This window comes from Nocardioides xinjiangensis (assembly GCF_017916455.1).
GTDB lineage: Bacteria > Actinomycetota > Actinomycetes > Propionibacteriales > Nocardioidaceae > Nocardioides > Nocardioides xinjiangensis.
Genome location: NZ_JAFMSY010000001.1, coordinates 733,380 through 757,259, shown reverse-complemented (window position 1 = coordinate 757,259; position 23,880 = coordinate 733,380). Strand labels below are relative to the sequence as shown.

Here is a 23,880-nt window from a genome sequence, read left to right as displayed (position 1 = left end):
GCCAGCACTGTGACGAGGGCCACCCCCGGCCTCCCGTGCGGCACACGACTCGGAGGTGGACATGGGTCCGGAATGGGTGGCGATCATCGCGCTGGTCGCGTTGTTCGTGGTCGGCACGGTGCTGCCGATCAACATGGGGGCGCTGGCGTACGTCGCCGCGTGGTTCGTGGGCATGTACGCCCTCGACCTCGACGAGAAGGAGATCCTGGCCGGCGTCAGCGGTGACCTCATCCTGACGCTCATCGGTGTCACCTACCTCTTCGCGATCGCGCGCAACAACGGCACGGTCGACCTGATCGTGCGCACCGCGGTCAAGGGCGTCGGCGGCCGGGTGGCCCTGATCCCGTGGGTGATGTTCGCGGTGACCGCGGTGCTGACCGGCATCGGCGCCGTCAGCCCGGCGGCCTGCGCGATCATCGGCCCGATCGCCCTCGGCTTCGCGGGCCGCTACGGCATCAGCCCGCTGATGATGGGCATGTTCGTCGTCCACGGCGCCCAGGCCGGCGGCTTCTCGCCGATCAGCATCTACGGCGTGATCACCAACTCGGTGATGGAGGACGCCGGGCTGCCCTCGAGCGAGATCACCGTCTTCCTGGCCAGCCTCGTCGTCAACACCGTGATGGCCGCGGTGCTGTTCGTCGCGCTCGGCGGTCGCAAGCTCATGTCGCTGCGCATCGACCCCGACGACGACGACACGCTCGACGACGACCTGCACCGCGGCGGCCGGACCGTGTCCGCCCGGGGGATGGGCGCGACTGCGCCCGTCGGCACCCAGGCCCAGGGCGTGCGCCGCGACCAGGTGCTCACCCTGCTGGCCTTCGTCGGCGTGGCCGTCGTCGCCCTCGCCTTCGACAAGAACATCGGGTTCGTCGCCATCACCGCCGCGGTCATCCTGGCGATGCTCGCCCCCAACGAGCACAAGGACGCGGTCAAGCAGGTCGCGTGGCCCACGGTCCTGCTCGTCGCCGGTGTCAGCACCTACGCCACGATCCTCACCACCGCCGGCTCGCCGGAGTTCGTCGGCAGCTGGGCGGCCGGTCTCGGCGCCGCGGCGGTCGGCGCCCTGGTCCTCTGCTACGTCGGCGGCGTCGTGTCGGCCTTCGCCTCCTCGACGGCGCTGCTGCCGGTGATCATCCCCATCGCCGTCCCGCTGATCGCCGACGGCGGGATCAACGCCGCCATGTTCGTGGCCGCCCTCGCGGTCGCCTCCACGATCGTCGACGTCAGCCCGTTCTCCACCAACGGCGCCCTCATGCTGGCCAACAAGCCCGACACCATCGAGGAGCCCGTCTACTACAAGCAGATCCTGACCTACGCCGTGATCGTGACCCTCGTCGGCCCGCTGCTCGTGTGGGCAGCCCTCGTCCTGCCCGGATGGTGACCCCGTGACCGAGAAGACCGGACCCCTCGCCGACCTCCTCGTCGTCGACCTCACCCGCGCCCTCGCCGGCCCGCACGCCACCCAGATGCTCGGCGACCTCGGCGCCCGGGTGGTCAAGGTGGAGGCGCCCGGCAGCGGCGACGACACCCGCGGCTGGGGACCCCCCTTCGTCGGCGACGACGACGCCCGCCAGTCGACGTACTTCCTCTGCACCAACCGCAACAAGGAGTCCATCGCCCTCGACCTCAAGGACGACGCCGACAAGGACGTCCTCGTCGGGCTCGTCGAGCGCGCCGACGTGCTGGTGGAGAACTTCCGCACCGGCGTCCTGGAACGCCTCGGCCTGGGCGTCGAGGAGCTGATGCGCCGCAACCCGCGGCTGGTGGTCCTCTCGATCACCGGCTTCGGCCACGACGGACCGGAGGGCGGCCGGGCCGGCTACGACCAGATCGCGCAGGGCGAGGCGGGCCTGATGTCGCTCACCGGCTCCGGGCCCGACGACCCCCAGCGCGTCGGCGTACCCATCGCGGACCTGCTGTCGGGCATGTACGGCGCGTACGGCGTTCTCGCCGCGCTGCACGAGCGCGAGCGCAGCGGCACGGGCACCGTCGTGCGCACGTCGCTGCTGGCGTCGGTCGTCGGGGTGCACGCCTTCCAGGGCACCCGGTGGACCGTGGCCGGCGAGGTGGGGCGCGCCCAGGGCAACCACCACCCGTCCATCGCGCCCTACGGCCTGTTCCGCTGCCGCGACGGCGCCGTGCAGATCGCCCTCGGCAGCGAGGGCCTCTGGAAGCGGTTCTGCGAGGGCTTCGGGCTCGACCCGGCAGCCGACGGGTTCGCCACCAACGGCGAGCGCGTCGCCCGGCGCGAGCAGGTGATCGAGCTCGTGGAGCGGGCGTTCGCCGACTGGGACGCCGAGCCGCTGCTGGCCAGGCTCGCCGAGGTCGGCGTGCCCGCCGGCAAGGTGCGCACCCTCGACGAGGTCTACCAGTGGGACCAGGTCGCCAGCCAGGGCCTGCTGGTCGACGTCGAGCACCCGACCCTGGGGGAGATCACCCTCCCCGGCCCGCCGCTGCGCTTCTTCGACGCCGACGGCACAGAGGTCACCCGGCGCGACCACGTCGCACCGCCCCTGCTCGACCAGCACGCCGACGAGATCCGCACGTGGATCGGCGGAGGCGGCTCGTGAGCACACCGCACGGCGTTGCCCGTCTCCGCAGCGCTGCCCCGGACGCCGCCGCGAGGACCCCGTGACGCGCAGGTGGTCCGCGCGCGAGCTGCTCGACCTGGTGCTCGACGAGGGCACCTTCACGTCCTGGGACGAGCCGATCGACCGCTCCCGCCACGACGAGGCCTACCGCGCGGAGCTCGCCGCCGCCGAGGCGCGGGCCGGGACCGACGAGTCGGTGCTCACCGGCCGCGGCCTGGTCCGCGGTCGCCCGGTGGCCGTGGTCGTCAACGAGTTCGGCTTCCTGGGCGGCTCCATCGGCCGCGACGCCGCCGACCGCATCGTCAGCGCCGTGCGGCGCGCGACGGCCGAGGGGCTCCCGGTCCTGGCGAGCACCTCGTCGGGCGGCACCCGCATGCAGGAGGGCACGCCGGCCTTCGTCCGGATGGTCGAGATCTCCCGGGCCCTGATGGCGCACCGGGCGGCCGGCCTGGCCTACCTCGTCCACCTGCGGCACCCGACCACGGGCGGCGTGTACGCCTCGTGGGGCTCGCTCGGCCACGTCACCGTCGCCGAACCGGGCGCGCTGGTGGGCTTCCTCGGGCCGAAGGTCTTCGAGGCGCTCAACGGCCGGCCGTTCCGGCCCGGCGTGCAGGTCGCCGAGCACCTCGCCGCCTCGGGGGTCATCGACGGGGTCGTCCCCGCCGAGCTGCTGCCCGAGCTGGTGGACCTCGCGCTCGGCGTGGTCGTCGACCCGCCCACGGCGCCGCGGCTGCCGCGGCGTACGACGTCGCCGGTGCCCGCGCCCGTCGCGTGGGACGCCATCACCCGCACGCGCGAGCCCGGCCGGGCCGGCGTGCGCGACCTGCTCGAGCACGCGTGCACCGGCACCGTCCGCCTCCGGGGCACCGACGAGGGCGAGCGCGACTCGTCGGTCCTGGTGGCGCTCACCCGGCTCGACGGCCTGCCGTGCGTCCTGGTCGGCCAGGACCGCAGCCGGCAGGGACCGGGCCACCCGCTCGGGCCCGGCGCCCTGCGCGAGGCACGTCGGGGCATGCGGCTGGCCGAGGAGCTGGGCCTGCCTCTCGTCACCGTGATCGACACGCCCGGAGCCGAGCTGTCCCCGCAAGCCGAGGAGCGTGCGATCGCCGGCGAGATCGCCCGGTGCATCGGGACGCTGACCACGATGACGGTGCCGACCGTGTCGGTGATCCTCGGCCAGGGTTGCGGGGGAGGGGCGCTCGCCCTGCTGCCCGCCCGCTCCGTCGTGGCCGCCTCGCACGCGTGGCTCTCGCCGCTGCCGCCGGAGGGCGCCAGCGTCATCGTCCACGGCGACACCGCGCACGCGGCCGAGATGGCGGCGGCCCAGGGCGTGACGGCCGCCGACCTGCTCGCCGACGGGACCGTGGAGGTGGTCGTGCCCGAGCACGACGCGGACACCCCCGCCGACCTCGCCGTCGCCGTGGCCGCCGAGGTGGGCGCCCGGCTGCGCGAGCTCAGCGGTCGCGCGACGGTCGCCCGCGCGTCGTAGCGCGTGTGCGAGGATCCGGCATGACCTCCGGAGCGCAGCTGCTGACCCTGCCCGACGGCCGCGCCCTGGAGCACCTCGTCGGCGGTGCCGACGACGGCTTCCCGCTGGTGTATCACTCCGGCACGCCCAGCGCCGCGGTGGTCGACCCCCTCGTGTGGGACGCCGCCGAGCGCGCCGGGCTCCGCGTGGTGACGTACTCCCGTCCCGGCTACGGCGCCTCCACGGCCCGGCCGGCGCCCGACGGCGGGCCGGTGCCGCTCGCGGCCGACGTCGACGACACCGCGGCGCTGCTCGACCACCTCGGGATGGACCAGTTCGCCACGCTCGGCTGGTCCGGTGGCGGCCCGCGCGCGCTCGCGTGCGCGGCCCTGCTGCCGGGCCGGTGCCGCGCCGCGACCAGCCTCGCCGGCGTCGCCCCGCGCGACGCCGCGGGACTCGACTGGATGGCGGGCATGGGCCCGGAGAACGTCCGCGACTTCGAGGCCGCCGACGCCGGCCGCGAGGCGTACCGGCCGATCGCCGCCGAGCAGGCCGCCGAGCTCGGCGTGGTGACCGGAGCCGACATCGTGGAGGCGTTCGGCGGGCTCGTCGACGAGGTCGACGCCGGCGCCCTCACCGGGGAGCTCGCCGAGGTCGTGGCCGCCTCCTTCCGACGCGCGATGGCGCAGGGACCGGACGGCATGGTGGAGGACGCGCTCCAGGTGGTGCGCCCCTGGGGCTTCGACCTCGCCTCGATCAGCGTGCCCGTCGCGGTGTGGCAGGGCGCGCACGACAAGATGGTGCCCTTCGACCACGGCCGGTGGCTCGCCGCTGCGGTCCCCGGCGCCCGGGCCCACCTCTTCGACGACGAGGGCCATCTCTCCCTCGCCGCGCGGATGGACGACATCCTCGCCGACCTGCGGGAGCTGGCCGGCCTCTGACCGGCGCGGACGCGCTTCCTGCTCCGCCTCCTCGCCTCCCCCTCCCCGAGCCTGCGCCTCCCCGAGCGGTGCGTGAGGCAGCTTTTCGTGGCGCAGAACCTGCGCCACGCACCGCCGGCCGGCCGGCGGGCGCGCGAGCGGTGCGTGAGGCAGCGTTTCGTGGCGCAGAACCTGCGCCACGCACCGCTGGCCGGCCGGCGCTCGGGGGAGCGGTGCGTGAGGCTGCTTTTCGTGGCGCAGAACCTGCGCCACGCACCGCCGGCCGGGCGGCCCGGCCGGCTCGCGCCGGGAAGCGGCGCAGCGGAGCGGTCAGCTGGCCTTCTTGGCGGCCGTCTTCTTGGCAGCGGTCTTCTTCGCGGTCGACTTCTTGGCAGCCGTCTTCTTCGCGGCGGTCTTCTTGGCGGTGGACTTCTTCGCCGTCGACTTCTTCGCGGCCGTCTTCCTCGCCGGCTTCTCGTCGTCGTCGTCCGACTCGTCGGAGCCCGAGTCGGAGCCCGAGTCGGAGCCCGAGTCGGAGTCGTCCTCGCCGCGGGCCGACTTCGCGGCGGCCACCGACTTCTGCAGCGCCGCGAGCAGGTCGACGACCTCGCCGGAGGTCTTGGTGGAGGTCTCGGTGCGCTTGACCTCGCCGCCCTCGATCTTCGACCTCACCAGCGCCTCGACGGCCTCGGCGTAGTCGTCCTCGAACTCGGTCGCGTCGAAGTCGCCGGCCAGCGTCTCGACGAGCATGTGGGCCATCTTGACCTCTTGCGGCTTGGCGTCGTCGACCTCGACCTTGAAGTCGGGCACGCGCACCTCGTCGGGCCACATCATCGTCTGCAGCACGATGACCTCGCCGGCCTCCGTCTCACGCACCCGGAGCACGGCGATCGTGGTGCGCTGGCGCAGCGCGACGGTGACCACGGCCATCCGGTCGGCGTCCTTGAGCGCCTGGCGCAGCAGGGCGTACGGCTTGGCGCCCTGGCCCTCGGGCTCGAGGTAGTAGGACTTCTCGAAGAGCATCGGGTCGATCTGCTCGCGCGGCACGAACTTCTCCACCGCGATCTCGCGCGACGACGTCGACGGCAGCTCGGCCAGGTCGTCGTCGGTGAGGATCACCATCTCGCCGTCCTCGGTCTCGTACCCCTTCGCGATGTCGGCGTACGCCACCTCCTCGCCGTCGAGGGAGCACACCCGCTGGTACTTGATCCGGCCGCCGTCCTTGGCGTGCACCTGGCGGAAGGAGACGTCGTGGCTCTCCGTGGCGGCGTACAGCTTGACCGGCACGCTCACCAGGCCGAAGGAGACCGCGCCCTTCCAGATCGCTCGCATGGCCCGACGATAGCCGTCACCGCGGACCCCCGTCTCCCCTCGGAGGGTGCCGTCCGGCGAGCACGCCAGGTGCCACACTGGTCCCGTGCGTCCCATGCTCGCCACCAAGACCGACCGCGTGCCGACCGGCGCGCAGTGGCTGCACGAGGTCAAGTGGGACGGCGTCCGGGTGCTCGTCGACGTCCGTGACGGCGCGGTCCGGATGACGAGCCGCAACGACAACGACGTCACCCCCGCGTGGCCCGACCTCAGCGATGCGCCCCTGGGCGGGCGGGACCTGCTCGTCGACGGCGAGGTCATCGCGCTCAACGAGCGCGGCGTCCCGGACTTCCGCGTGCTCCAGCACCGCATGCACGTGCGCAACGCGCGAGAGGTCGCTCGCCTGGTCACGTCGGTGCCGGCCACCCTCATGGTCTTCGACCTGCTCCGCCTCGACGGCGAGGACCTCACCGCCCGCCCCCTCGAGGAGCGCCGCGCCCTCCTCGAAGAGCTGCCGCTCGCGACCTCGAAGTGGCAGGTCCCGGCGGCGTACGACGACGGGGACATGCTGTTCGACGCGACACTGCAGCAGGGCCTCGAGGGCGTGGTGAGCAAGCGTCGCGGCTCGCGCTACCGCTTCGACGTCCGCAGCGACGACTGGCGCAAGCTCGCGCACCGGCACCGGGGGTCGTTCGTGGTCGGCGGCTGGCGCCCCCAGGTCGGTACGACGGACCGGCTGGCGTCGCTGCTCGTCGGCGAGCCGACCGCCGACGGGCTGCTCTACCGCGGCCGGGTGGGCAGCGGCATCGCCGGCGCCACGAGCGCCCGCCTGGCGGCGCTGCTCGCCCCGCTGGGGAGCTCGACGAACCCGTTCGCCGACGAGGTGCCGCGGGTCGACGCTAGGGGCACGTTCTGGGTCGAGCCGCGCGTCGTGGTCGACATCGACACCCACGGGTCGGGCTACGACCGCCTGCGGCAGCCGTCGTTCCAGGGCGTGCGCGACGACCTGTCGCCGGAGGACCTGTCGTGAGCCCCGCCGCCGGCACGGACGTGCAGGTCGACGTGGGTGGGCGCACGCTGACGATCAGCAACCTCGACAAGGTGCTCTACCCGCGCACCGGCACGACCAAGGGCGAGGTGCTCCACTACTACGCCCAGGTCTCGCCGGTGCTGCTGCCGCACCTCGCCGACCGTGCCGTCACCAGGATCCGGTGGCCGCACGGCGTGGAGGGGTCGAGCTTCTTCGAGAAGAACGCACCGCCGGGGACGCCGTCCTGGGTGCGTACGGCGGAGGTGCCCACGACCGGCTCCCGCAGCGGCAAGGGCGACGGCACGCTGCGGTTCCCGATCTGCGACGACCTCGCCACCCTCACGTGGCTGGCGAACCTCGCCGCCCTCGAGCTGCACGTCCACCAGTGGACGGTCGACGGCGACGGCGTACCGCGCAACCCGGACCGGCTCGTCATCGACCTCGACCCCGGTGAGCCCGCCGGCCTCCACGAGTGCGCCCAGGTGGCGCTGCTCGTGCGCGACGCGCTGGCCGAGCGCGACCTGACCTGCTCGCCGGTGACGAGCGGCAGCAAGGGCCTGCACCTGTACGCCCCGCTGCCCGCCACCGGCCGCGAGAGCCTCGACAGCGACGGGACGACCGCGCTGGCGAAGGAGGTCGCCGAGACGCTCATGGAGCGGCACCCGGATCGCGTGACGAGCGTGATGACGAAGGCCAAGCGCCCGGGCAAGGTGTTCCTCGACTGGTCGCAGAACTCCGGCTCGAAGACCACGATCTCGCCCTACTCGCTGCGCGGTCGCGAGCGCCCGACGGCGGCGACGCCCCTGACCTGGGACGAGGTGGAGGCGGGCGCGGAGGACGACCTCGCCCTCGAGCAGCTCACGATGGACCAGGTGCTCGAGCGGGTCGCCGAGCTCGGCGACGTCTTCGACGCCTGACCCCTCGCCGTACGCCCGCCGTACGCCCGCAGGCTCACGCCCGCTCGCGCCCGGGTGCACCCGGTCCTGTCCGAACTATTTCCTCGGTGTGACCACTCTGAGGATCTGGCGTGGATGGCCGGACCGCATGCTTTCTTGCATGTCCCGCATCCTGCTGATCCCCGTCGCGGTGATCCTGGCTGCCGGTGGCGTCGTGCTCGGACCCGGCGAGCAGGCGCCCGCCTCGCCCGCCCAGACGGTCATCACCCCTGCGAGCGACTCGGGGATTCGATCCACGAACCGCTGAGCCTGCCTCTATGCTCGACCGCATGGTGCACGACGTGCTGGTGGTTGAGGACGAGGAGGACATCGCCGTCCCACTGATGCGCACCCTGGAGCGTGAGGGCTACGAGGTCAACCGCGTCTCGGGTGGCGCCGAGGCCGTGTCGTTCGTCGTCGACGAGGGTCCGGCGGTCGTCATCCTCGACCTCGGCCTGCCCGACATGGACGGCATCGACGTGTGTCGGCAGATGCGCTCCGGCGGCTACCTGGGCGGGATCATCATGGTGACCGCTCGTGCCGGCGAGCTCGACCGCGTGGTCGGCCTCGACGTCGGCGCCGACGACTACCTCGCGAAGCCCTTCGGGCTCGCCGAGCTGCTCGCGCGCGTCCGTGCCCTCCTGCGTCGCAGCGGCAACGCCGCCGCGCAGGACGACACCGCCGTCACGACCGCCTCCGGCCTGCGGATCGACGCGGGGTCGCGCCGGGTGCACCTCGGCGAGAAGGAGATCGCGCTGACGGCCAAGGAGTTCGACGTGCTGGCCGTCCTCGCGACCCACCACGACAAGGTCGTCCCGCGCGAGACGCTGATGACCGAGGTCTGGGACCAGAACTGGTACGGCTCGACGAAGACCCTCGACGTCACCATCGGGCGCCTGCGCCACAAGCTCGAGGCCGCCGAGGCCGGTGAGCGCGTGGTCGCCATCCGCGGCGTCGGGTTCCGCCTGGAGACCGGCACCTGACGTGCGCGAGCGGCTCACCGTCACCCTCGTGGGCCTCTCGCTCCTGATCGTCGCCACTGCACTGCTGGCGGGCCGCGCCCTGCTGGCCGACGCGGTGCGCGACGGCGAGCGCGAGGCGTTCTCCGACCTCGCGCGCCAGGCCGCGGCGGTGGTCGAGGAGCAGCGCGCGCGGGGTCGCCGCGTCACCGAGGCCGACCTGGCGCTGTGGGTCTCGGCCGACATGCGGTTGGCGGTGACGACGGCCGGCGAGCCCGCCCTCGCCGTCGACGGGGCGACGTTCTCGGCCGAGGACCTCGACACGCCGGTCGTCGTGGAGCGGACCGTGGGCGACACGACGGTGACCGTCATGCACGGCGACTCCCACGTGCGCGCGCTCACCGCGGGCGTCTCGCGGGCCCTCCTGGCACTGATGGGGGCCGCCGCCGTGGCGGCGGCCCTGCTCGCCACGCTCGTCGCGCGGGGCTTCCGCGCCCCATCAGGGAGCTGGCCTCGAGCGCGGAGGCGCTCGGCCGCGGCCGCTTCGACATCGACCCGCCGCCCTCGCGGGTGCCCGAGGTCGCGGCGCTCGGCGCGGCGCTGCGGGCGAGTGCGCGCAGCCTGCAGGAGCAGTTCAGCAGGATCGACGAGTCGGTGCAGCGCACCTCGCACGCCCTGCGCACCCCGCTCACCGGGCTGCGGCTGGAGCTCGAGGAGATCCTGCTGCGCGACGACGTCGACGAGGAGGTGCGCCGCACCGTCGTGCGGTGCCTGGCCGACGTGGCCCGGCTGCAGCACACCGTCGCCGAGGTCGTCGACGCCGAGCGCAGCCGGCCCTACGTGCCGGGCAGGGCGATCACCCTCCGCGACCTCGCGACCCTGACCGTCGAGCGCTGGGGCCGGCGGCTGCCGTCGGGACGCGACGTGCACCTCTCGCTGGGCGACGGCGTCGACCTGCCGGTGACCCACGGCCCCGTGGAGCAGGTGCTCGACAGCGTGCTCGGCGACGTCGAGACGCACGGGGCCGGGGCGGTCTCGCTGCACCTCGAGGCGGAGCAGGGACACGTCCGGCTGCGCGTCGCCTCCCGCGGCGTGCGCACCGGCGCCCCCGCCGACAGGCCGGCAGCCCGCGCCGGCGAGGCGGTCACCGAGGTGCTGGGCGGCCGCTGGCACGGCGACGTGGTCGGCGACGGCCTGGAGATCCTCCTGCCGCGGCGCTGAGGCGGACCGCCGCGCTACGGTCGCCGGGACGGCGTACGAGACTGGAGGGCGCGGTGACCGGAGACCGGGGTCGGGCAGCGCACCACGACGTGGTCGTCGTCGGCGGGGGCAACGCCGGCATCTCGCTGGCCGCGAGGCTGCTGCGCGACGGCGTGCGCGACGTGGCCGTCATCGAGTCGCGGTCCGTCCACCGCTACCGGCCGCTGCTCAACTACGTCGGCGGCGGGGAGACCACCATGTCAGCGCTCGAGCGGCCGGCGGAGCGCGTCCTTCCCGACGGCTGCACCGCGGTCCGCGACGAGGTCGTCTCCGTCGATCCCGGCGGCCCGTCCGTGCTCACCGCGTCCGGTCGTCGCATCGGCGCGACGACGCTCGTGGTGTGCCCCGGCCTCGACGAGGACTGGGACGCCACGCCCGGGCTGCGCGAGGCGTACGCCGCCGGGTGGGCCGCGTCGACCTTCGACGACGGCACCGCCGCCGCCGTGTGGCCGGCCCTGCGTGGGCTGCGCTCGGGTCGCGTGGTCTTCACCGTCCCGCCCGAGCCGGCGCCGTGCGGGGCGACCGCGCTCAAGCCGCTGCTCATGGCGTGCGACCACTGGGGCCGCGCCGGCGTCCTCGCGGGCCTCGAGGTGCACCTCGTGCTCCCGGGCCCGGCGCCGCTCGGGCTGCCGGGACCCGACGCGCGGCTCGAGGGCACGCTGGCGGCGTACGGCGTCGAGGTGCACCGCGAGGCGCGGGTCGCCGCGATGGGCGATCACGGCGTCACCCTCCGCACGCCGGCGGGGGAGCGGGTGCTCGGGGACGTCGCGTTCGCCCACGTCGTGCCGCACTACCGTGCGCCGCGCTGGGTGGTCGACGGCGGGCTGGCGGGCGCGCACCCGGCCGGCCTGGTCGACATCGACCCGCTGACCCTGCGGCACCGACGGTTAGGGGCCGTCTGGTCGCTGGGTGACGTCGCCGACGTGCGGACCCGGCCGTCCGGGGGTGCGCTGCGCAAGCAGGTCGCGGTCCTCGCCGCGAATATCGGCGCAGCCCGCTCCGGCGGGCCGATGCAGGAGTACGACGGCTACACAGTCATGCCGATCACCACGTCCCGCCGCCGGCTGATGCTCGTCGAGGTCGACCGCGAGGGTCGGCCGCAGCCCAGCGTGCCGTTCGTCGACCTCGTCCGGCCGCGGGCGCTCACGTGGTGGGTGGACCGCTACGCGCTGCCCCAGGTCTACTGGCGGCGGATCCTGCGCGGCCGGGTCTGAGAGCGGGTCCCAGGGCGGGTCAGCGCGCCGGCGCCGGCTGGCGTACGTCGACCCCGGCCTTGCGGAGCGCCGCGACCTCGGTCGCGGGTGCACCGGAGTCAGTGAGGACGGCGGTGACCGCGGCCAGGGGGACCACCTCGAACGGGGAGGCGGTGCCGATCTTCTCGCCGCTGCCGAGCACGTAGGTCTCCGCCGACCGCCCCACCCAGGCCCGCTTGATCGCCGCCTCGTCCACGTCGCCCGTCGTCAGGCCGGTGACCGGGTGGACGCCGGTGACGCCGAGGAAGAAGACGTCGGCGCTCAGGCGGCCGATGGCCTCGTGGGCCGCTGCGCCGGCGGCGACCACCGAGTGCTTGAACAGCCGCCCGCCCACGATCACCACCTCGACGCCCGGGTGGCTCGCCAGCTCGACCGCGACCGTCGGGCTGTGGGTCAGCACGGTGGCGCGCAGGTCGGCGGGCAGCCGGGCGGCGACGGCCTGCGCGGTGGTGCCGCCGTCGATGGCGATCGTCTGCCCGGCCCGGACGAGGCCGGCGGCGAGGTCGGCCACCTCCGCCTTCGCCGCACCGCCGATCGCCGACCGCGCGGCGAAGTCCGCGACCGCGGGCGACGCCGGCAGCGCGCCGCCGTGCACCCGCTGGAGGAGCCCGTCGGCCGCGAGGTCGCGCAGGTCGCGACGCACCGTGTCCTCCGAGACGCCCCACTGTGCCGCGAGGTCCTTGGCGACCACGCGGCCGTCGCTGCGGAGGACGTCGAGGATGACCTGCTTGCGGTGGGCGGTGAGCACGGCCCGATCCTACGAGCACTGCACGAAAAAGCGTAGGCGTGCACGAAAGTGCACGATACTGTCGGACCCATGACTGAACCGATGATGATCCTCGTCGCCGGGCCGTACCGCTCCGGCACCGGCGACGACCCCGCGCTGGTCGACGCCAACCTGCGCCGCCTCGAGGAGGCGACGCGTCCGCTCTTCGACGCCGGCCACCTGCCGATGGTGGCGGAGTGGGTGTCGCTGCCCGTCGCCCGCGAGGCGGGGTCGACCCGGGTCGGCGACGAGGTGTCCGAGCGCTACCTCTACCCGACGGCGGCGCGCCTGCTGCAGCGCTGCGACGGCGTGCTGCGCCTGCCCGGCGCCTCGTCCGGTGCCGATCAGGACGTCGCGCTGGCCCGCGAGCGCGGGCTGCCCGTGTGGCACCGCCTCGAGGACGTCCCGGGCGTGCAGCCGCGCGACCGGGCCGTGGGCGCGCGGTGACCGCGACCACCGCCAGGGGCGTCGACACACCCGACGGTCGCGGGCGCACCGGGCTGCACCTCACCGGGCTCGACCTCGACCGCAACCCCGACGTCCGGGTGCGCGAGGTGGAGCTGCTGTCGTGCGACTGGTACGTCCTGCGGGCGACGACGTACGACCGCCGCCGCCCGGACGGCTCGTGGGTCACCGAGCGCCGCGAGACCTACGACCGCGGCAACGGGGCGACGATCCTCCTCCACGACGCCGAGCGCCGGCGGGTGCTGCTCACGCGCCAGTTCCGCTATCCCGCCTACGTCAACGACCACCCCGACGGGATGCTCGTGGAGGCGCCCGCCGGCCTGCTCGACGAGCAGGACCCCGAGACCGCGATCCGCCGGGAGACCGCGGAGGAGACCGGGCTCGACATCGGCCCGGTGACGCACCTCTTCGACCTCTTCATGAGCCCGGGGTCGGTGACCGAGCGGCTGCACTTCTTCGCCGCGCCCTACCGCGGCCTCGACGTGGAGCACCGTCGCCACGGCGTGGCCGAGGAGGGCGAGGACATCGAGCTGGTCGAGCTCGACGTGGACGACGCCCTGCGTAGCATCGGCGCCGGGATCACGGACGCCAAGACCGTGCTCCTGCTGCAGTGGGCCGTCACCAGCGGCCCGTTCGCCCCCCGCGACCCAGCGACGAGGTGATCGTGATGACCGACGACCAGGCCCTGCACGTCGACGTCGACGTCGACCTCGACGTGGTGGGCACGGGCCCCGTGCCGCTCCTGCTGCTCCACGGCGGGTCCGGACGGCGGCAATGGTTCGACGCCATGTCGGCCCTGCTCACCGAGGACGCTCGGATGGTCCGGCCCGACCTGCCCGGGCACGGCGGGTCCCCGCCCACGCCGGGCCGGTACCGGCTCCAGGACTCGGCCGCGGCCGCTGCCGCGGTGCTCGACGCCGACGGCGCCGGGCCCGCGTGGGTGTTCGGCCACTCCCACGGCGCGCACGTCGCCGCCGTGCTGGCCGCCGACCGCCCCGACCTCGTGCGCGGCCTGCTGCTGGGCGACGCCCCCATGTCGCGGGACCGGATGCGGGCGCACCAGGAGGACACCGCGGCCATGAACCGGGCCTGGCGCGAGCTGACGGACGCGTCCCTGTCCCCCGACGAGCGGACCCGCCACTTCCTCGACCTGCCGGTCGCCCCCGGTCCCGGCGCGCCGACCATCCGCGACCTGTTCGGGCCCGACCACCCCTACGTCGCGGAGATGGTGACGTCCCTGGGTCACCACGACGGCGACTTCCTCGACGCCGTCCTCCTGCGCTTCGACGAGACCTACGAGCGGCTGACCGACGACCTGCTCGAGGCGATCGACGTGCCCGTGGTGCTCCTGCGGGCCGACCCCGCAGCGGGCGGGCTGGTCACCGACGACGACGTCGCCCACCTGCGTGAGCACGTGCCGCACCTGCGCGTACGCCGCCTCGTCGGCGTGGGGCACGGCCTGCAGCTGCAGGACCCCGAGCAGGTGGCCCGAGCCGTGCGCGAGTCGATCGCCTGAGATCCACAACCTTCGCGCTGGCCCTGTTTCCCGGCCGCCGACGCTGGGTAGCGTGACGGAGCACACTCGGGAAGCAGGGCACCATGGCAGTTCATCGCGTCGAGCGGCCGCACGCCGACGACCTCGTCGAGCGCCTCGACGCCCAGGTGCGCGACCGGGTGCGCCGCGAAGGGGTGGACCCGCAGCGTGAAGCCGTCGTCGTCCGCCGCATCGCCGAGGACGTCGTCGCCGACCACGACCGGCTCAGCCTCACCGGCGCGGTCGCGCCGGTCGCCGACGACGCCGCGATGGTCGGCCAGCTGGTCGCCCGGGTCTCGGGCTTCGGCCCGCTCCAGCCCTTCCTCGACGACCCCGAGGTCGAGGAGATCTGGATCAACGACCCCAGCCGCGTCTTCATCGCCCGCCGCGGCCGGCACGAGCTGACCAACCTCCGCCTCGACGCCGGCCAGGTGGACGAGCTCGTCGAGCGGATGCTCAAGTCCAGCGGCCGCCGGCTCGACATCAGCACGCCGTTCGTCGACGCGATGCTCCCCGAGGGCCATCGCCTCCACGTGGTGCTGGAGGGCATCGCCCGCGGCTTCACCGCGGTCAACATCCGCAAGTTCCTGCTGCGCGCCCACCGGCTCTCCGACATCGTCTCGCTGGGCACCCTGACGCCGCAGGCGGCCCGCTTCCTCGAGGCGTCGGTGCGCGCGGGCCTCAACATCCTCGTCGCGGGAGGCACGCAGGCCGGCAAGACCACGCTGCTCAACTGCCTGGCCGCGGCAGTGCCCGGTGGCGAGCGCGTGGTGAGCGCCGAGGAGGTCTTCGAGCTCCGCTTCAACCACCCGGACTGGGTCGCCATGCAGACCCGCCAGGCAGGTCTGGAGCAGACCGGCGCGATCGTGCTGCGCGACCTGGTCAAGGAGGCGCTGCGCATGCGCCCGAGCCGCATCCTGGTGGGGGAGGTCCGCGCGGCGGAGTGCCTCGACCTGCTGCTCGCGCTCAACTCGGGTCTGCCGGGCATGTGCACCCTCCACGCCAACAGCGCCCGTGAGGCGCTGGTCAAGATGTGCACGCTGCCGCTCCTGGCCGGCGACAACATCTCGGCCCGCTTCGTCGTGCCGACGGTCGCGAGCAGCGTCGACCTCGTGGTGCACCTCGGCCTGGGCGCCGACGGCGTGCGCCGCGTCAACGAGATCGTGGCGGTGCCGGGCCGGGTCGAGGCGGACGCCATCGAGGTCGAGCCGATCTTCGTCCGCGACGGCCACGAGCTGCGCCGGGCCGGTGGGGTGCCGGCCAGGACGGAGCGCTACGAGCGGGTCGGCATCGACGTCCACGAGGTGCTCGCGTCCGAGGGCGGCCGCTGATGGGCGCGCTCGTGGGCCTCGGGGTCGGTGTGGGGCTGCTGCTCGTCTGGTCGGCCTTCGCCCTGCCGCGGTCGCGGCGGACGGGGCCCTCCTCGACGGCGCTGAGCCGGCTGCTGGGCCGCGCGGGGCTCTCCGACGTCACGACCACGAGCGTGGTGTCGCTCTGCGCCGTGCTGTTCGCCATCGCCTTCGCGGTCGTCCAGGCGGTGTCGCGGACGGTGCCCATCGCCTGCGTCTTCGCCGCGATGGCCGCCTACCTGCCGATCGCGGTGCTGCGCCAGCGCGCCGCACGGCGGCTGCGCGACTTCGCGGAGGTGTGGCCCGAGGCGGTCGACAACCTCGCCAGCGCCGTACGCGCCGGGCTGTCGCTGCCCGACGCCGTCGCGGCGCTCGGCACGACGGGCCCGGAGGCACTGCGTGCCGACTTCGCTCAGTTCGCCCTGGACTACCAGGTCACCGGCCGCTTCGGGGAGTGCCTCGACCGCCTCAAGGAGCGCCTCGCCGACCCCGTCGGCGACCGGGTCGTCGAGGGCCTCCGCCTCGCGCGGGAGGTCGGAGGTGGCGACCTCGGCCGGCTGCTGCGCAACCTCTCCGGCTTCCTGCGCGACGACGCCCGGACGCGGTCCGAGCTGGAGTCCCGGCAGGCGTGGACGGTCAACGGCGCCCGGCTGGCCGTGTCGGCGCCGTGGATCGTGCTGCTGCTGATGTCGTTCCAGACCACCGCGATCCGGCAGTACGCCACGCCGGGCGGAGTCCTCGTGCTGGGCATCGGGTTCGCCGTCTGCGTCCTCGCCTACGCCGCCATGATGCGCATCGGCCGGCTCCCCGTCGAGAAGCGGATCCTGTCGTGAGCACGGCGGTCTGGGGCGGCGTCCTCGGGGGAGGGGCAGCGCTCGGGGTGCTGGTCGTGGCGCTCCGGATCGCCGCCCTGCGCCGCCCGCAGCTGTCCGTCCGGGTCCTGCCCTACCTGCGCGACCTGCCCCAGCGCGACCAGCAGCCGGCGCTCCGACCGACCGCGTCGTCGCCGGCCTCGGCCGCGGCCGGGATCTTCGGACCCGTCCTGCGCTCGGCCGCCGACGTCGTCGAGCGGGTGCTCGGCGGCAGCTCGTCGGTCCGCCGGCGGCTCCAGCGGGCGGGACTCGACCGGAGCGTCCAGGACTTGCGCACCGAGCAGGTGGTGTGGGGCCTCATCGGGTTCGGCGTCACGGCGGCGGTCGTGCTCCTGCGCGCCCTCGGCGGTGCGGGCGACGTCGGGTCCGGCGCGGTGCTCTGCGTCCTCGGGTTCGTCGGCGGGATCCTGCTGCGCGACAACCGGCTCAGCACGCAGGTCAAGAACCGCGAACGGCAGGTCCTCACCGAGTTCCCGACCGTCGCCGAGCTCCTGGCGCTCTCCGTCGCGGCCGGCGAGAGCCCGGTCTCCGCGCTCGACCGTGTCGTGCGCCGCAGCCACGGCGCGCTCTCCGAGGACCTCGCCCAGGTGCTCGCCCGGATCCGCACCGGCGAGCCGGTGGCGGCCGCCTTCGAGACGCTCGCCCGCTCGACAGGGCTCCCGATCGTGGCGCGCTTCGCCACCGGGATCACCGTCGCGATGGAGCGCGGCACCCCGTTGGCCGACGTCCTCCACGCCCAGGCCGCTGACGTGCGGGAGGCCGGGCGACGGCTCCTCATCGAGACGGCGGCACGCAAGGAGATCGCGATGATGGCGCCCGTCGTCTTCTTCGTGCTGCCGGTGACCATCCTGTTCGCCTTCTACCCGGGCGTGCTCGGCCTGCGCCTCACCACTCCGTGATCGCCGCCTCGACGCCCGGCCCATGACCGGTCCGACACCGAAAGGACACCTCACATGCAGCAAGCCGTCTCGGGACTCCTGCTCCTCCTCGACCGTCCGCGCGACGAGCGCGGCGACGTGCCGGGCTGGGTGCTCGTCACGCTGATGACCGCGATCGTCGTCGCGGCGCTCACGCCGTTCGTCCGCGACGAGCTCCGCGCCCTTCTCGCGCGGGCGTTCTCGATGGTCAGCGGCTAGGTGGCTCCCGGCGCTCGCGCCGGGGAGCGCGGGGCGGCGGTCGTCGACTTCGTCCTCGTCCTGCTGGTCCTGCTGCCGCTGGTGCTCGGCATCCTCCAGCTCGCCCTCGTGCTCCACGTGCGCAACACCCTCGCCTCGGCGGCCGCCGAGGGGGCGCGGCACGCCGCGGTCGCCGGGTCCTCCGCGCCGGCCGGTGAGGCCAAGGTGCACGAGCTCGTCGACGGCGCGCTGTCGCAGGACTTCGTGCGGTCGGTCACGGTCCGGCCGGCCCTCCTCGGCGGCGCGCCCGGCTACGAGGCGGTGGTCGAGGCCGACGTCGGCGTCCTCGGTCTCGGCACCGGCGTCCGCGTCCGGGTCACCGGCCACGCCGTCGCCGAGCACGACACGGTGCAGCCATGAGGCGGCGCCTCCGCGACGACCGCGGCTCGGCCCTCGTGGAGTTCAGCTGGCTGGCGATCATCCTGCTGGTGCCGCTGGTGTGGATCGTGATCTCGGTCTTCGAGGTGCAGCAGGGCGCGTTCGCCACGAGCGCCGCTGCCCGCGCAGCCGGCCGCGCGTACGCGCTCGCGCCCGACGACGCCACCGGCGAGGCGCGGGCGGAGGCCGTCGTACGGCAGGTCCTCGCCGACCAGGGCACGCCCGGCCAGCGCGCGACGGTCACGGTCAGCTGCCAGACACCCGGGGACAGCTGCCACGTCGGGACGTCGGTGATCACCGTGCGCGTCGACTCCGCGGTCGACCTGCCGCTCTTCCCCGACATCCTCGGCAAGGGCGCTGCGAGCTTCTCGCTCGACGCGACGCACACGGTGCCGATCGGGCAGTACGTCGTGAGCGCGCCGCCCGACGGCGAGGGGCGTGGGCGTTGATCCGGCCTGCGGTTCGGGGCGGCAGACGCGACGAGTGCGGGCAGGTCACGCTGCTGATCATCGGATTCGCCGGCATCCTGCTGATGGCGATCGTCGTCGTCATCGACGCGTCGGCGGCGTACCTCCAGCGGCAGGGGCTCGACAACCTCGCCGACGGCGCGGCGCTGTACGGCGCCGACCTCGGCTCGGCGGGTGTCTACGAGCAGGGCCTCGACGGGGTGCGGCTGACCCAGCAGGAGGCGGCGGTCGAGGTCGCAGTGCGCGAGTACCTCGCCCGCGCGGACGCCGCCACGAAGTACCCCGGCATCCACGTCGCGGTCCGGGTCGACCCGGTCGGCCGCTCGGTCACGGTGCTGCTGCGTGCGCCGCTCGACCTCCCGCTGACGATTCTCGGCTCGCCGGGCAACCCCGTCGTCGGCGCGAGCAGCACCGCCGCCGTGACCGTCGTCGCCGACTGAGCGCGGCCGCCCCCGCCGCCCCGCCGGGCGCGCGAGCGTCATACGAACCCGCACCCATAGGCCCCGCTTCGTGTGACGCTGGCGCGCCGGCGGCCCGAGCGTCATGCGGACCCGCACCCATAGGCCCCGCTTCGTATGACGCAGGCCCGGGCCCCGGGGAGCGCCCGGTGACGGTCGCCACCGACCCCACCCCGCCGGATGGTCCGTCTGCTGCCTACCGGCCGGTCGCGGGTACGTTCGGGGCATGACGGAGACCTGGCCCGGATCGGCCTATCCCCTGGGAGCCACCTACGACGGCACCGGCACGAACTTCGCGCTCTTCAGCGAGGTCGCCGAACGCGTGGAGCTGTGCCTCATCGACGAGGACCCCGACCAGGACGGCAAGCGCGTCGAGACCCGCGTCGAGCTGACCGAGGTCGACGCGTTCGTGTGGCACGCCTACCTGCCGGGCGTGCAGCCCGGCCAGCGCTACGGCTACCGCGTGCACGGTCCGTGGGACCCCGCGCAGGGCCTGCGCTGCAACCCCAACAAGCTGCTGCTCGACCCCTACGCCAAGGCGACGGTCGGGGAGTACGAGTGGGACCCGTCGGTGTTCTCCTATGACTTCGACGAGCCGGAGAAGACCAACGACGACGACTCGCTCGACCACGTGATGCTGGGCGTGGTCGTCAACCCGTTCTTCGACTGGGAGGGCGAAAGCCGCCCGCGCACGCCGTACCACGACACGCTCATCTACGAGGCGCACGTCAAGGGCCTCACCCAGCTGCACCCCGAGGTCCCGGAGGAGCTGCGCGGGACGTACGCCGGCATCGCCCACCCGGCCGTCATCGAGCACCTGACCCGCCTCGGCGTGAGCGCGATCGAGCTGATGCCGGTGCACCAGTTCGTCCAGGACGACGCGCTCGTGCAGAAGGGCCTGCGCAACTACTGGGGCTACAACACGATCGGCTTCTTCGCGCCGCAGGAGTCGTACGCCTCCACGCGCGGGCTGGGCCAGCAGGTCCAGGAGTTCAAGGCGATGGTCAAGTCGCTGCACGCCGCCGGCATCGAGGTCATCCTCGACGTGGTCTACAACCACACCGCCGAGGGCAACCACCTCGGGCCGACGCTGAGCATGAAGGGCATCGACAACGCGGCCTACTACCGCCTCGTCGAGGACGACCAGCAGTACTACATGGACTACACCGGCACCGGGAACTCCCTCAACGTCCGGCACCCGCACTCGCTGCAGCTGATCATGGACTCGCTGCGCTACTGGGTCACCGAGATGCACGTCGACGGCTTCCGCTTCGACCTCGCCTCCACGCTGGCCCGCGAGTTCTACGAGGTCGACCGCCTCGCCACGTTCTTCGAGCTCGTGCAGCAGGACCCGGTGGTGAGCCAGGTCAAGCTGATCGCCGAGCCCTGGGACGTCGGCCCCGGCGGCTACCAGGTCGGCGGCTTCCCGCCGCAGTGGACCGAGTGGAACGGCGCCTACCGCGACACCGTCCGCGACTTCTGGCGCGGCGAGCCGGCGCTGGGCGAGTTCGCGTCCCGCGTGGCCGGGTCGTCCGACCTCTACGAGAACTCCGGACGCCGCCCCTTCGCGAGCATCAACTTCGTCACCGCCCACGACGGCTTCACGCTGCGCGACCTCGTCTCCTACAACGAGAAGCACAACGAGGCCAACGGCGAGGACAACAACGACGGCGAGAGCCACAACCGCTCGTGGAACCACGGCGTCGAGGGCCCCACGGACGACCCGCACATCAACGCGCTGCGCTCGCGCGAGCAGCGCAACTTCATCGCCACGCTGCTGCTCAGCCAGGGCGTGCCGATGCTGCTGCACGGCGACGAGCTCGGCCGCACGCAGAACGGCAACAACAACGGCTACGCCCAGGACAACGAGCTGACCTGGGTCCACTGGGACGAGGCGGACCAGGGGCTCATCGAGTTCGTCGCCGCCGTGTCCCGGCTGCGCCGCGAGCACCGCACCTTCCGCCGCCGCCAGTTCTTCACCGGCCAGGCCGACGAGAACGGCCTCGACGACATCGTCTGGCTGCACCCCGACGGCCGGGCGATGGAGGACGGCGACTGGGAGTCGGGGCTGAAGTCGCTCGGCATGTACCTCAACGGCGACGCGATCGGCACCCGCGACTCCCGCGGCAACCCGATCCGCGACGACCACTTCCTGCTGTGGTTCAACGCCGACGGCGAGTGCGAGGTGACCCTGCCGCCCGCCGAGTTCGCCGAGGCGTGGGACGTGCTCATCGACACCGGCGGCGTCGCCGACGACCGCGGCCGCTGCGCCGCGGGCACGACGCTGCCGATGGGGGAGCGGTCCACCCTCGTGCTGCGCCAGCACGTCGAGCCCGAGCCCGAGGAGACCGACCGCTCCGTGGCCGCATCCCTGACCAGCCCCGCGGGAACAGAAGCGCCGTGACCCGACCCGACGCCCGGTCCGACAAGCCCAAGCCGCACAACACCTACCGCCTCCAGGTCAGCCAGGACTTCACGCTGTACGACGCCGCGCGCGTCCTGCCGTACCTGCGCGACCTCGGGGTCGACTGGGTGTACCTCTCGCCGCTGCTGGCCTCCGAGCCGGGCAGCACGCACGGGTACGACGTCGTGGCCTTCGACCACGTCGACCCCGAGCGCGGCGGCGCCGAGGGCCTGGACGCGCTGTCGAAGGAGGCGCGGCGCCTCGGGCTCGGCGTGCTCGTCGACATCGTGCCCAACCACGTGGGTGTCGCGACCCCGTCGGAGGACCCGTGGTGGTGGGACGTGCTGCGGCTGGGCCGCGAGTCCGAGCACGCGAGCGCCTTCGACGTCGACTGGGCGGCCGGCGACGGACGCATCCGGATCCCGGTCGTCGGTGACGACGACGAGGGCTCGATCCGCATCGAGGGCGACGTCGTGCGCTACCACGACCAGCGCTTCCCGATGGCGCCCGGCACCTCGACGCTGGAGGAGCAGCACTACGAGCTGGTCAACTGGCGCACCGCCGACGAGGAGCTCAACTACCGCCGCTTCTTCGCCGTCAACACGCTCGCCGCCGTCCGGGTCGAGGACCCGGAGGTCTTCGCCGAGACGCACGTCGAGATCAAGCGCTGGTTCGACGAGGGGCTCGTCGACGGGCTGCGGGTGGACCATCCCGACGGCCTTCGCGACCCCAAGCGCTACCTCGACGACCTCGCCGCGCTCACCGGTGGCGCCTACGTCCTGGTGGAGAAGATCCTCGAGCCGGGCGAGCACCTGCCGACCGACTGGGCGACCGAGGGCACGACGGGCTACGACGCCCTCGCCTTCATCGACCGCGTCCTCACCGACCCGGCAGGCGAGGCGCCGCTGACGGCCCTCGAGGACCGGCTGCGCGGGACGTCGGTGGACTGGCACCGGATGGTCCACGACAACAAGCGCGCCGTCGCCGACGGCATCCTGCACGCCGAGGTCCTGCGCATCACCCGCGAGGTGGCGCGGGTCGTCGAGGGAGCCGACGACGACGCGGTGGCCGACGCCCTCGCCGAGCTCCTGGCCTGCTTCCCGGTCTACCGGTCGTACCTCCCGGAGGGCCGCGAGCACCTCGAGCAGGCGTTCGCCCGGGCTCGGGAGGAGCGCCCCGACCTCGCCGCCACCTTCGACCTGCTCGAGCCGGTCCTCCACGACGAGTGGAGCCAGCCCGCGCGGCGCTTCCAGCAGACGTCGGGCATGGTGATGGCCAAGGGCGTGGAGGACTGCTCCTTCTACCGCTGGTCGCGGCTCACCTCGCTGAACGAGGTCGGTGGCGACCCGTCGGTCTTCTCGATCGGCGTGGAGGAGTTCCACGAGGCGATGGCGGAGCGGCAGCGCGACTGGCCGGACGCCATGGTCACGCTGTCCACCCACGACACCAAGCGCGGCGAGGACGTCCGCGCGCGCATCACCGTGCTGTCCGAGGAGCCGGGCCACTGGGAGCGGGCCCTCGACGAGCTGCTGCGGCTCGCGCCCGTGCCGGACCCCGCCTTCGGCTCGCTGCTCTGGCAGGCGGTGCTCGGCGCCTGGACGCCCGACCACCTGCCCGACCTGCCCGACCGCCTGCACGGCTACGCCGAGAAGGCGATGCGCGAGGCGGGCGACCGGACGACGTGGACCGAGCCCGACGAGGCGTACGAGGCCCAGGTGCACGCCGCCATCGACGCGATCTTCGACTCCGAGGAGGTGCGCGCCGTGCTGGCCGACCTCGCCGCCCGCGTGGACGCCCCGGGCCGCTCGAACTCGCTGTCGGCCAAGCTCGTCGCGATCACCATGCCCGGCGTGCCCGACGTCTACCAAGGCAGCGAGCTGTGGGAGACCTCGCTCGTCGACCCGGACAACCGCCGGCCCGTCGACTTCGACCACCGCGCCGCGGTCCTCGCCGGCGACGACGAGGACGACGCGGTCGACAAGCTGCACGTCACGTGCACCGCGCTGACCCTGCGCCGCGAGCGGCCCGAGCTGTTCACGGGGTACACGCCGGTGTCCGCGTCGGGCACCGCGGCAGGGCACGTGCTCGCGTTCGACCGCGGGGGCGCCATCACCGTCGCCACGCGGCTCCCGGTCGGGCTGGCCACGACCGGTGGCTGGGACGACACCACGCTCGACCTGCCCGAGGGGCGCTGGCACGACGTGCTCACCGGGCTCGACACCGACGGCAGGCTGGCCGACCTGCTCGCCGTCCACCCCGTCGCCCTGCTCGTGAAGAAGGACTGA

General features: G+C 73.7%; 24 protein-coding genes. 22 read left to right on the top strand and 2 right to left on the bottom strand.

Annotated features, from left to right (window positions below; genetic code table 11):
* Positions 1–61 precede the first annotated feature (61 nt).
* From J3P38_RS03690 to J3P38_RS03675, 4 genes are all read left to right on the top strand, one after another.
* On the top strand, positions 62–1,381 hold the full coding sequence (locus J3P38_RS03690) for an SLC13 family permease (RefSeq protein WP_210502701.1): 1,320 nt from the start codon (positions 62–64) through the stop codon (positions 1,379–1,381).
* A 4-nt stretch (positions 1,382–1,385) separates the two neighbouring features.
* A complete protein-coding gene (locus J3P38_RS03685; protein WP_210502700.1) occupies positions 1,386–2,570 on the top strand; it encodes a CaiB/BaiF CoA transferase family protein in 1,185 nt (394 codons plus the stop codon).
* A gap of 61 nt (positions 2,571–2,631) precedes the next feature.
* Complete coding sequence (locus J3P38_RS03680) at positions 2,632–4,080, top strand: carboxyl transferase domain-containing protein (protein ID WP_210438508.1); 1,449 nt, start codon at positions 2,632–2,634, stop codon at positions 4,078–4,080.
* A 20-nt stretch (positions 4,081–4,100) separates the two neighbouring features.
* A complete protein-coding gene (locus tag J3P38_RS03675) occupies positions 4,101–5,000 on the top strand; it encodes an alpha/beta fold hydrolase (RefSeq protein WP_210438507.1) in 900 nt (299 codons plus the stop codon).
* A 309-nt stretch (positions 5,001–5,309) separates the two neighbouring features.
* On the opposite strand, the gene ku is transcribed toward J3P38_RS03675, so the two are convergent.
* The gene (gene ku, locus J3P38_RS03670; RefSeq protein WP_210502699.1) at positions 5,310–6,311 is read right to left on the bottom strand and encodes a non-homologous end joining protein Ku; all 1,002 of its coding nucleotides are present in this window, start codon (positions 6,309–6,311) and stop codon (positions 5,310–5,312) included.
* Between the two features lie 94 nt (positions 6,312–6,405).
* Here ku and ligD (J3P38_RS03665) point away from each other — a divergent pair, with 94 nt between their 5' ends.
* From ligD (J3P38_RS03665) to J3P38_RS03640, 6 genes are all read left to right on the top strand, one after another.
* Positions 6,406–7,320: a non-homologous end-joining DNA ligase gene (gene ligD, locus J3P38_RS03665; RefSeq protein WP_210503606.1), complete on the top strand. Its 915-nt coding sequence runs from the start codon at positions 6,406–6,408 to the stop codon at positions 7,318–7,320.
* A complete protein-coding gene (gene ligD / locus J3P38_RS03660) occupies positions 7,317–8,237 on the top strand; it encodes a non-homologous end-joining DNA ligase (protein WP_210502698.1) in 921 nt (306 codons plus the stop codon). Before ligD (J3P38_RS03665) ends, ligD (J3P38_RS03660) begins: the two co-directional genes overlap by 4 nt.
* Positions 8,238–8,376: 139 nt before the next feature.
* On the top strand, positions 8,377–8,523 hold the full coding sequence (locus J3P38_RS03655) for a hypothetical protein (protein ID WP_210438504.1): 147 nt from the start codon (positions 8,377–8,379) through the stop codon (positions 8,521–8,523).
* A 10-nt stretch (positions 8,524–8,533) separates the two neighbouring features.
* On the top strand, positions 8,534–9,238 hold the full coding sequence (locus J3P38_RS03650; RefSeq protein ID WP_246849867.1) for a response regulator transcription factor: 705 nt from the start codon (positions 8,534–8,536) through the stop codon (positions 9,236–9,238).
* 204 nt (positions 9,239–9,442) lie between these two features.
* Complete coding sequence (locus J3P38_RS03645; RefSeq protein ID WP_210502697.1) at positions 9,443–10,435, top strand: HAMP domain-containing protein; 993 nt, start codon at positions 9,443–9,445, stop codon at positions 10,433–10,435.
* Positions 10,436–10,488: 53 nt separating this feature from the next.
* Positions 10,489–11,688 carry an NAD(P)/FAD-dependent oxidoreductase gene (locus tag J3P38_RS03640; RefSeq protein WP_210438502.1) on the top strand — a complete coding sequence of 400 codons (1,200 nt, stop codon included), beginning with the start codon at positions 10,489–10,491 and terminating at the stop codon, positions 11,686–11,688.
* A gap of 19 nt (positions 11,689–11,707) precedes the next feature.
* On the opposite strand, the gene J3P38_RS03635 is transcribed toward J3P38_RS03640, so the two are convergent.
* Positions 11,708–12,475: a DeoR/GlpR family DNA-binding transcription regulator gene (locus tag J3P38_RS03635; protein WP_210438501.1), complete on the bottom strand. Its 768-nt coding sequence runs from the start codon at positions 12,473–12,475 to the stop codon at positions 11,708–11,710.
* A gap of 69 nt (positions 12,476–12,544) precedes the next feature.
* Between J3P38_RS03635 and J3P38_RS03630 the strand changes: the two genes are divergently transcribed.
* The 12 genes from J3P38_RS03630 to treY all read left to right on the top strand — a co-directional run bounded on the left by J3P38_RS03630 (position 12,545) and on the right by treY (position 23,880).
* The gene (locus J3P38_RS03630; protein WP_210438500.1) at positions 12,545–12,940 is read left to right on the top strand and encodes a DUF4406 domain-containing protein; all 396 of its coding nucleotides are present in this window, start codon (positions 12,545–12,547) and stop codon (positions 12,938–12,940) included.
* The gene (locus J3P38_RS03625; RefSeq protein ID WP_210438499.1) at positions 12,937–13,620 is read left to right on the top strand and encodes an NUDIX domain-containing protein; all 684 of its coding nucleotides are present in this window, start codon (positions 12,937–12,939) and stop codon (positions 13,618–13,620) included. Before J3P38_RS03630 ends, J3P38_RS03625 begins: the two co-directional genes overlap by 4 nt.
* Before the next feature lie 5 nt (positions 13,621–13,625).
* Entirely contained in the window at positions 13,626–14,474 is an 849-nt protein-coding gene (locus J3P38_RS03620) for an alpha/beta fold hydrolase (protein ID WP_210438498.1), read from the top strand.
* An 83-nt stretch (positions 14,475–14,557) separates the two neighbouring features.
* Entirely contained in the window at positions 14,558–15,823 is a 1,266-nt protein-coding gene (locus J3P38_RS03615; RefSeq protein WP_210502696.1) for a CpaF family protein, read from the top strand.
* On the top strand, positions 15,823–16,674 hold the full coding sequence (locus J3P38_RS03610; RefSeq protein ID WP_210502695.1) for a type II secretion system F family protein: 852 nt from the start codon (positions 15,823–15,825) through the stop codon (positions 16,672–16,674). Before J3P38_RS03615 ends, J3P38_RS03610 begins: the two co-directional genes overlap by 1 nt.
* Positions 16,671–17,612, top strand: a complete 942-nt coding sequence (locus J3P38_RS03605) for a type II secretion system F family protein (RefSeq protein WP_210502694.1) — start codon at positions 16,671–16,673, stop codon at positions 17,610–17,612. Before J3P38_RS03610 ends, J3P38_RS03605 begins: the two co-directional genes overlap by 4 nt.
* Before the next feature lie 54 nt (positions 17,613–17,666).
* A complete protein-coding gene (locus tag J3P38_RS03600; RefSeq protein ID WP_210438494.1) occupies positions 17,667–17,849 on the top strand; it encodes a hypothetical protein in 183 nt (60 codons plus the stop codon).
* The gene (locus J3P38_RS03595; RefSeq protein WP_210502693.1) at positions 17,850–18,248 is read left to right on the top strand and encodes a TadE/TadG family type IV pilus assembly protein; all 399 of its coding nucleotides are present in this window, start codon (positions 17,850–17,852) and stop codon (positions 18,246–18,248) included.
* Positions 18,245–18,715 carry a hypothetical protein gene (locus J3P38_RS03590; protein ID WP_210502692.1) on the top strand — a complete coding sequence of 157 codons (471 nt, stop codon included), beginning with the start codon at positions 18,245–18,247 and terminating at the stop codon, positions 18,713–18,715. The genes J3P38_RS03595 and J3P38_RS03590 overlap by 4 nt, the downstream gene beginning before the upstream one ends.
* Positions 18,712–19,173 (top strand): TadE/TadG family type IV pilus assembly protein, encoded by a 462-nt coding sequence (locus J3P38_RS03585; RefSeq protein ID WP_246855619.1) that lies wholly within the window; start codon positions 18,712–18,714, stop codon positions 19,171–19,173. The genes J3P38_RS03590 and J3P38_RS03585 overlap by 4 nt, the downstream gene beginning before the upstream one ends.
* A 244-nt stretch (positions 19,174–19,417) precedes the next feature.
* Positions 19,418–21,595: a glycogen debranching protein GlgX gene (gene glgX / locus J3P38_RS03580; RefSeq protein WP_210438491.1), complete on the top strand. Its 2,178-nt coding sequence runs from the start codon at positions 19,418–19,420 to the stop codon at positions 21,593–21,595.
* Positions 21,592–23,880, top strand: coding sequence for a malto-oligosyltrehalose synthase (gene treY, locus J3P38_RS03575; RefSeq protein ID WP_210438490.1), 2,289 nt, complete (start codon positions 21,592–21,594; stop codon positions 23,878–23,880). The genes glgX and treY overlap by 4 nt, the downstream gene beginning before the upstream one ends.